The following is a 7,179-nucleotide window of genomic DNA, read 5'->3' as shown; positions in this document are numbered from 1 at the left end:
CCCCCCCCCCCCCCCCCCCCCCCCCCCCACGGCCTGGCCCGCGTCGTGGTCGTCGACCTCGCCTCGACCGAGCCGCTGCCTGCGCCGGCCCCCGAGCTCGAGGACCTGGACCTCCTGCGCGCGGCCCTCGAGGACCCCGAGCGAGAGGTCCTGCCCGCGAGCTCGGTCAACGCGTACGCGGCGCTCCTCGCAGGGGCTCCCTACGCGGGCTTCACCCCCTCGGCGAGCATGAACCTCCCGGCGCTCCATGCGCTCGCGGCCGAGCGTGGCGTGCCGTTCGCGGGCCAGGACGGCAAGACCGGGCAGACGTGGCTGCGCTCGGTCCTGGCGCCGGCCATCACGGCCCGCGGTCTGCGGGTCCTGTCCTGGGCGGGCTCGAACCTGCTGGGCGGCGGCGACGGCGCGACGCTCGCGGACCCGCACGCGGTCCAGAGCAAGCTCGTGTCGAAGAACCGCGGCCTGCAGGACCTGACCGGCAGCACGGTCACGCCGCTGCACATCGACAACGTCCCGGACCTCGGCGACATCAAGGTCGCGTGGGACCACATCCACGTCGAGGGCTTCCTGGGCTCGCGGCTGACGCTCCAGACGACGTGGAGCGCGTACGACTCGATGCTCGCGGCTCCCCTCGTCCTGGACCTGGCGCGTCTCCTGGCGCTCGCTGACGCCGCGGGCCTGTCCGGTCCCGTGCCGGAGATGGGTTTCTTCTTCAAGGACCCGTGGGGCTCGGACGTGCACTCGTTCGCCGAGCAGTCCCGCGTGCTGGGCGTGTGGGCGCACCGGACGAGCGCGCAGGCCGACGCCGCACAGGCTGGGGTCGACGAGCCGTGACGCTGCGCGACTACCTCGACCTGGTCCGTGCTCCTGCGGTCCTGTCCGTGGTGGGGGACACCCTGGCGGGAGCGGCTGCGGGTGGACGGCTCGGCCCGGCGCGCACGCCGCGTGCCGGGGACGTGCGGGCGTGGCGGCTCGCGCTGCTGCCCCTGTCCTCGGCCTGCCTGTACGCGGGCGGCATGGCGCTCAACGACTACGCGGACAGGGAGCTCGACGCGGTCGAGCGTCCCGAGCGTCCGCTGCCCTCGGGGCGCGTCTCGCCCACGCAGGCGCTCGGTGTCGCGACGGGCCTCACGGCTGCGGGGCTGACGCTCGCGGCGGCCGGGGGAGGGCGACGATCGTTCGTCCTCGCGGTCCCGTTGGCCGCGAGCGTGTGGACGTACGACCTGGTCGCGAAGAACCACGCGGTCGGTCCGGTCGTCATGGCGGCCTGCCGTGGTCTCGACGTCCTCATGGGCGCGGGCGCAGGGAGGGTGAGGTCTGCCCTTCCTGCGGCCGCTGCGCTCACGGTGCACACCGCGGGCGTGACGGTCCTCTCGCGCGGCGAGGTCCACGGCACGACCCCACCCGTCGCGGCCGCGGTGGCGGCGGGGACGGTCGGGGTCGCGGGAGCCGTGGCGGTCGGCGCGCTGCGCTCGCTGCGCTCCAGCCCGACGGCGGAGCCCGCCCTCGGGCGGTCCGGTGCGGGGCGGCGCGCACGCGCCGTCGTCCCGGTGCTCGCCGCGCTCGCATCGGCCGGGGTCTACGCGGCCTCGTGCCTGCCGCAGCAGGCGCGGGCGGTCGGTGCGCCCGACGCCGCGAACGCGTTCGCGGCGACCAAGGCCGGCATCCGTTCGATGGTGCCGCTCCAGGCCGCGCTCGCCGCACGCGGCGGGAGCCTGGGCTCGGTCGCGGTCCTCGCGGCGGTCGAGGTCGTGGGTCGCGCGCTGCGTGCCAGGAACCGGCGCAGCACGAGCCCGAACCCGGGACTGAGCGAGTCATGAGCCCGTCGACCAGCCACTCCACCAGCCCCGGCGCACCGCCCTTCACCTTCGGCTACGGCACCAACGGCTTCACCGACCACCCGCTCGACGTCACGCTCGACGTGCTCGCGCACGAGGGCTACGGCGCCGTGGCGCTCACGCTCGGGCACCCGCACCTCGACCCGTTCGCGGACGACGCCGACGCGCAGGTCGCCCGGTTGCGCGAGCGCCTCGACGACCTGGGCATGCGTGTGGTCGTCGAGACCGGCACCCGCTTCCTGCTCGACCCGTTCCGCAAGCACCACCCGACGTTCCTGGACCCCGACGAGGACCTCGCGGACGTCCGCGTCCGCTTCCTGTGCCGCGCGGTCGAGGTCGCGGCGGGCCTGCGCGCCGAGTGCGTGTCGTTCTTCTCGGGAGTCCTGCCCGCGGGCACGACGGCGGAGGCCGGCTGGGAGCGCCTGCTCGCCCGGGTGCCGCGCGTCGTGGCCCACGCCCGCGAGCACGGGGTCCGGGTGGCGCTCGAGCCCGAGCCCGGGATGCTCGTCGAGACCGTGGGAGACGCCCTGCGGCTGCGCGAGGACGTCGGGTCGCCCGCCGAGCTGGGGGTCACGGTCGACCTCGGGCACTGCGTGGTCGTCGAGCCCGACGGCGTGCGCGGCGCGCTGCTCGCCGCGGCGCCCCACCTGCTCAACGTGCAGGTCGACGACATGCGGCACACCGCGCACGAGCACCTGCCGTTCGGGGACGGCGAGCTCGACCTGTCGCTCGCCCTCGGCACGCTCGGCGAGATCGGCTACACGGGTGTCGCGGCCGTCGAGCTGCCCCGCCACTCGTACGACGCCCCCGGGCTCGCGCACCGCAGCATGACCGCGATGACCGAGGCCTGGGAGGCGTGGAGCGCGACCGACCCGACCTCTCCGACGACCACCGCATCCGCACCCCAGGAGGCACTCCGATGACCACCCCCGACCTGACCGACGCACCGGGTGTCACGAACCCCGGTCCCGGCCGTCCCGACGCCCTCGCAGGCCTGCTCACCGACGAGCAGACCGCCTGGCTGGCCACGGCCTGCGGCGAGATCGCCGAGGACCCGGACGCCGCCGTCGGGCACCTGGCACGCGCCGGGCGAGCCGTGGGGCGCACGTCCCTCGACCCCGACCTGGACCCTGCCGGGGTCCTGCACGGGACGCTCGACGACGCCGCGCGTGCCCGGCTCGTCGTCGCGCTCGCGAGCGTCCTGCCCGCCGACGGCGAGTCCCTCGCGACGCGCCTGACCGAGACCTACCAGCGCGGCGACACGCCCGAGCGGCGCGGCGTGCTGCGCGGGCTCGACGCCCTCACGCTGGCGGGGCAGCCCGGCGAACGGCTGGCGCCGGCCGTGGCGTGCGCCGGGACGGCGCTCGCGGCCGACGCCCTGCGCGCCAACGACCAGAGCCTCGTGGCGGCGGCCGTGGGGCCGTTCGCCGCAGCCCACCTCGACGACCACGCGTGGCGCCACGCGGTCCTCAAGCTCGTCTTCATGGGCGTGAGCCTCGACGCGGTCGCCGCGCTCGACGAGCGCGCGGACGACGAGCTCGCGCGCATGGCCCGCGACTTCGCGGCCGAGCGCCGGGCCGCAGGGCGCGTCGTGCCCGACGACGTCGCGCGCATCGCCCCCGAGGCCCCCGGCAGCCCTGGCACGCCCGACGCCCCCGCAGGACCCACGACCTCTCACGCGAACCACAGCAAGGACGCCTGATGCGCATCTTCGACCCCCACATCCACATGACCTCGCGCACGACCGACGACTACGAGGTCATGTACGCCGCGGGCGTGCGCGCCGTCGTCGAGCCCGCGTTCTGGCTCGGCCAGCCCCGCACGACCGTCGGGTCGTTCGTCGACTACTTCGACGCGCTGCTCGGCTGGGAGCGGTTCCGGGCCACGCAGTTCGGGATCCGCCACCACGCGACGATCGCGCTCAACCCCAAGGAGGCGAACGACCCGCGCTGCACCGAGGTGCTCGACGAGATCCCGCGCTACCTCGACAAGGACGGCGTGGTCGCGGTCGGCGAGGTCGGCTACGACTCGATGACCCCCGCCGAGGACGAGGCGTTCACGCGCCAGCTCGCCATGGCGATCGACGCGGCCCTGCCGGTCATGGTCCACACCCCGCACCGCGACAAGCTCGTCGGGACCCACCGCACGCTCGACGTGGTGCGCGAGTCGGGGATCACACCCGGGATGGTCGTGGTCGACCACCTCAACGAGACCAACGTCGCGCTCGTCAAGGACGCCGGCGCGTGGATGGGCTTCTCGGTCTACCCCGACACCAAGATGGACGAGCACCGCATGGTCTCGATCCTGCTCGAGCACGGCACGGAGCGCGTCCTGGTGAACTCGGCCGCGGACTGGGGCCGCTCCGACCCCCTCAAGACGCTCAAGACCGGGCGCGCCATGCTCGCGGCCGGGTTCACCGACGACGAGGTCGACAAGGTCCTGTGGCGCAACCCCGTCGAGTTCTACGGGCAGTCCGGCAACCTGCTGCTCGACCCCGTGCCCGGGTTCGTCGAGGGCGAGGCGCCCGCACCGGGCGCGAGCTTCGAGGGCAGCTCGGTGCTGCGCGGGGCACGGGTCTGATGCTGCTGTCCTACTGCACCAACGTCCACCCCGCCGAGGACCTCGACGGGGTGGTCGAGCAGCTCGCCCGGTACGCCGGTCCCGTGCGCGAGGCCGCAGGGCTCGACGTGCTCGGGGTCGGGCTGTGGCTGCCCGCCTCGCTCGCGCACCGGCTCTCGGCCTCGCCGCGCGCGGCCGACGACATGGCCCGGCTGCGGGCCGCGCTCGACGAGCACGGGCTGCAGGTGCACACGCTCAACGCGTTCCCCTACGGCGGGTTCCACGACGACGTCGTCAAGCTCGCGGTCTACTCGCCCACGTGGGCCGACGCCGAGCGGCTCGCCTACACGCTCGAGTGCGCCGAGGTCCTCGCGGCCCTCCTGCCCGACGGCGTGGACGGGTCGATCTCGACGCTCCCGCTCGCGTGGCGCGAGCCGGGCGGAGAGCCTTGGTCGCCCGCGCAGGACGCGATCGCGACCCGGGCGTTCGAGGACCTCTCGGACGGGCTGCGGGACCTCGCTGCCCGCACGGGCAAGGTCGTGCGCGTCGCGGTCGAGCCCGAGCCCGGCTGCGTGCTCGACACGGTCGAGGACGTCGTGACGTGGCTCGAGGCCCGTGCCGGGGGGATAGACCCCGCGTACGTGGGGGTCTGCCTCGACACGTGCCACCTCGCGGTCTCGTTCGCCGACCCGGCCGCGGCCGTCGCGCGGATCACGGGGGCCGGGCTGCGCGTGGTCAAGGTGCAGGCCTCGGCCGCGCTCCACGTGGCCGAGCCGTCGGCACCCGAGGCGCGTGACGCCGTCGGGCAGTTCGTCGAGAAGCGCTACATCCACCAGGTGCGCGAGCTCGCGCCGAGCGGTGACGTGCTGCCCGTCGACGACCTGCCCGACGCGCTGGGCGACGGTGACGCGCGGCCCGGGCTGCCGGGGGAGGGGCCGTGGCGCGTGCACTTCCACGTGCCGCTGCACCACGAGCCCGCTGCGCCGCTGAGCGCGACGACCGACGTGCTCCGCGTGGCCGTCGAGGCCGTGCGCGCGGCGCCCCACGGCGACGAGGCGCACCTCGACGTCGAGACCTACACGTGGGCCGTGCTGCCGCCCGACTCGCCGGCGTTCGCGTCCGACGAGCCCGGTGAGCCGCTCGTCGCCGGCATCGCCGCCGAGCTGCGCTGGGCCACCGACCACCTCCTCACCCCCGGCGCTGCTCCCGGCCCGGTGGCCCCCGTGAACGTCCCCGCACCCTCAGGAGTCCCCGCATGAAGCCCGTGCTGCTGCTCGACGTCGTCGGGCTCACCGAGAAGGCCCTCGCCCACATGCCCCGCCTGCGCCAGATGGCCGCGGGCGGCTGGCAGACCCAGCTCGCGACCGTGCTGCCCGCGGTCACGTGCAGCGTCCAGGCGACCATGATGACGGGCCTCGCGCCCGCCCAGCACGGGGCCGTGGGCAACGGCTGGTACTTCCGCGAGCTCGGCGAGGTGTTCCTGTGGCGCCAGCACAACAAGCTCGTCGAGGGCGAGAAGATCTGGGAGGCTGCGCGCCGCTCGAACCCCGACCACCGGACCGCCAACGTCTGCTGGTGGTACGCCATGGGCGCCACGACCGACGTGACTGTGACCCCGCGGCCGATCTACCACGCCGACGGGCGCAAGTCGCCCGACGCGTACATCCGTCCGCCCGCGCTGCACGACGAGCTCACGGGGCGGTTCGGCGAGTTCCCCCTGTTCACCTACTGGGGCCCGACCGCCGCGATCGCGTCCTCGGCCTGGATCGTCGACGCGACCCGCCACGTCCTGCGCACGCACTCACCCGAGCTGACCATGGCCTACGTGCCGCACCTCGACTACGACCTGCAGCGGTTCGGCCCCGACTCTCCCGAGGCCGACGCCGCGGCCGCCGAGCTCGACACGGTCCTGGCCCCGTTGCTCGACGACGCGGCCAACAACGGGATCGCGGTCGTCGTCGTCTCCGAGTACGGCATCGCCGAGGCGAACCGGCCCGTGCACCTCAACCGCATCCTGCGCCGCGAGGGCCTGCTCGAGGTCTACGTCCAGGACGGCAAGGAGCAGCTCGACCCGTGGACGTCCAAGGCGTTCGCGGTCGCCGACCACCAGGTCGCGCACGTCTACGTCGACGACCCCTCGCGACTCGCGCGCGTCGCCGACCTCCTGCGGGGCGTGCCGGGAGTCGACGAGGTCCTCGACCGCGAGGCGCAGGCCCGCTACGGGCTCGACCACGCCCGCTCGGGAGACCTCGTGGTCGTCGCCGAGCCGGGCGCCTGGTTCACCTACTACTTCTGGCTCGACGACGCCCGCGCCCCCGAGTACGCGCGCGGCGTCGACATCCACCGCAAGCCGGGCTACGACCCGGCCGAGCTGTTCTTCGACCCCGCCGACCCGCTGGCCAAGGCCAAGGCCGGGCTCAACCTCGTCAAGAAGAAGGCCGGGCTGCGCTACGCCATGAGCACCGTCCCGCTCGATGCGTCCTACGTGCGCGGCACCCACGGGCGGCTGCCCGACTCGGCGGCCGACACCCCGCTCATCCTGTGCTCGGAGACCGAGATCCCGGCGTCGGTCGCGGCACTCGTCGAGCGCGGGGGACAGGTGCCCGCTGCGGCGATCAAGGGACTCGTGCTCGAGATGCAGAACCTGGGCGTCAAGGTGTAGGGGCCCGTCGCCCCCTGGTGGGCACAGAGCTGTCAGGACGAGCGTGAACAGGGGGCCACGCTCGTCCTGAACGGTTCCTCGGTGTCCACCGGACCCGGGGACGCCAGAAGGGGGGGGGGCGGG

Annotated in this window: 7 protein-coding genes; all 7 read left to right on the top strand. The window is 74.6% G+C overall.

Annotated features, from left to right (window positions below; translation table 11 throughout):
- Positions 1 to 45 precede the first annotated feature (45 nt).
- From H9641_RS20040 to H9641_RS06725, 7 genes are read left to right on the top strand one after another with little or no spacing between them, the layout of a single operon-like run.
- Positions 46 to 831 (top strand): inositol-3-phosphate synthase, encoded by a 786-nt coding sequence (locus H9641_RS20040; protein ID WP_318244424.1) that lies wholly within the window; start codon positions 46 to 48, stop codon positions 829 to 831.
- Positions 828 to 1,817 (top strand): SCO3242 family prenyltransferase, encoded by a 990-nt coding sequence (locus H9641_RS06750; RefSeq protein ID WP_318244423.1) that lies wholly within the window; start codon positions 828 to 830, stop codon positions 1,815 to 1,817. The genes H9641_RS20040 and H9641_RS06750 overlap by 4 nt, the downstream gene beginning before the upstream one ends.
- Positions 1,814 to 2,758, top strand: coding sequence for a sugar phosphate isomerase/epimerase family protein (locus tag H9641_RS06745; RefSeq protein WP_191802140.1), 945 nt, complete (start codon positions 1,814 to 1,816; stop codon positions 2,756 to 2,758). The genes H9641_RS06750 and H9641_RS06745 overlap by 4 nt, the downstream gene beginning before the upstream one ends.
- Positions 2,755 to 3,537: an EboA domain-containing protein gene (locus tag H9641_RS06740; protein WP_191802138.1), complete on the top strand. Its 783-nt coding sequence runs from the start codon at positions 2,755 to 2,757 to the stop codon at positions 3,535 to 3,537. Before H9641_RS06745 ends, H9641_RS06740 begins: the two co-directional genes overlap by 4 nt.
- Positions 3,537 to 4,415 (top strand): TatD family hydrolase, encoded by an 879-nt coding sequence (locus H9641_RS06735; RefSeq protein WP_191802136.1) that lies wholly within the window; start codon positions 3,537 to 3,539, stop codon positions 4,413 to 4,415. Before H9641_RS06740 ends, H9641_RS06735 begins: the two co-directional genes overlap by 1 nt.
- Positions 4,415 to 5,653 carry a metabolite traffic protein EboE gene (gene eboE / locus H9641_RS06730; RefSeq protein ID WP_191802134.1) on the top strand — a complete coding sequence of 413 codons (1,239 nt, stop codon included), beginning with the start codon at positions 4,415 to 4,417 and terminating at the stop codon, positions 5,651 to 5,653. Before H9641_RS06735 ends, eboE begins: the two co-directional genes overlap by 1 nt.
- Entirely contained in the window at positions 5,650 to 7,056 is a 1,407-nt protein-coding gene (locus H9641_RS06725) for an alkaline phosphatase family protein (RefSeq protein ID WP_191802133.1), read from the top strand. Before eboE ends, H9641_RS06725 begins: the two co-directional genes overlap by 4 nt.
- The last annotated feature ends 123 nt before the right edge of the window (positions 7,057 to 7,179 follow it).

Origin of the sequence: Oerskovia merdavium, assembly GCF_014836755.1 — a bacterium.
GTDB classification, from domain to species: domain Bacteria; phylum Actinomycetota; class Actinomycetes; order Actinomycetales; family Cellulomonadaceae; genus Oerskovia; species Oerskovia merdavium.
Note: the sequence above shows the minus strand (reverse complement) of the source record. Positions and strands in the feature narration are given on the sequence as shown.

Bases quoted from the DNA above. Each gene is read 5' to 3' on its own strand.
- eboE (WP_191802134.1), top strand. From the start codon at position 4,415: ATGCTGCTGTCCTACTGCACCAACGTCCACCCCGCCGAGGACCTCGAC.
- H9641_RS06740 (WP_191802138.1), top strand. From the start codon at position 2,755: ATGACCACCCCCGACCTGACCGACGCACCGGGTGTCACGAACCCCGGT.
- H9641_RS06745 (WP_191802140.1), top strand. From the start codon at position 1,814: ATGAGCCCGTCGACCAGCCACTCCACCAGCCCCGGCGCACCGCCCTTC.
- H9641_RS06725 (WP_191802133.1), top strand. From the start codon at position 5,650: ATGAAGCCCGTGCTGCTGCTCGACGTCGTCGGGCTCACCGAGAAGGCC.
- H9641_RS06735 (WP_191802136.1), top strand. From the start codon at position 3,537: ATGCGCATCTTCGACCCCCACATCCACATGACCTCGCGCACGACCGAC.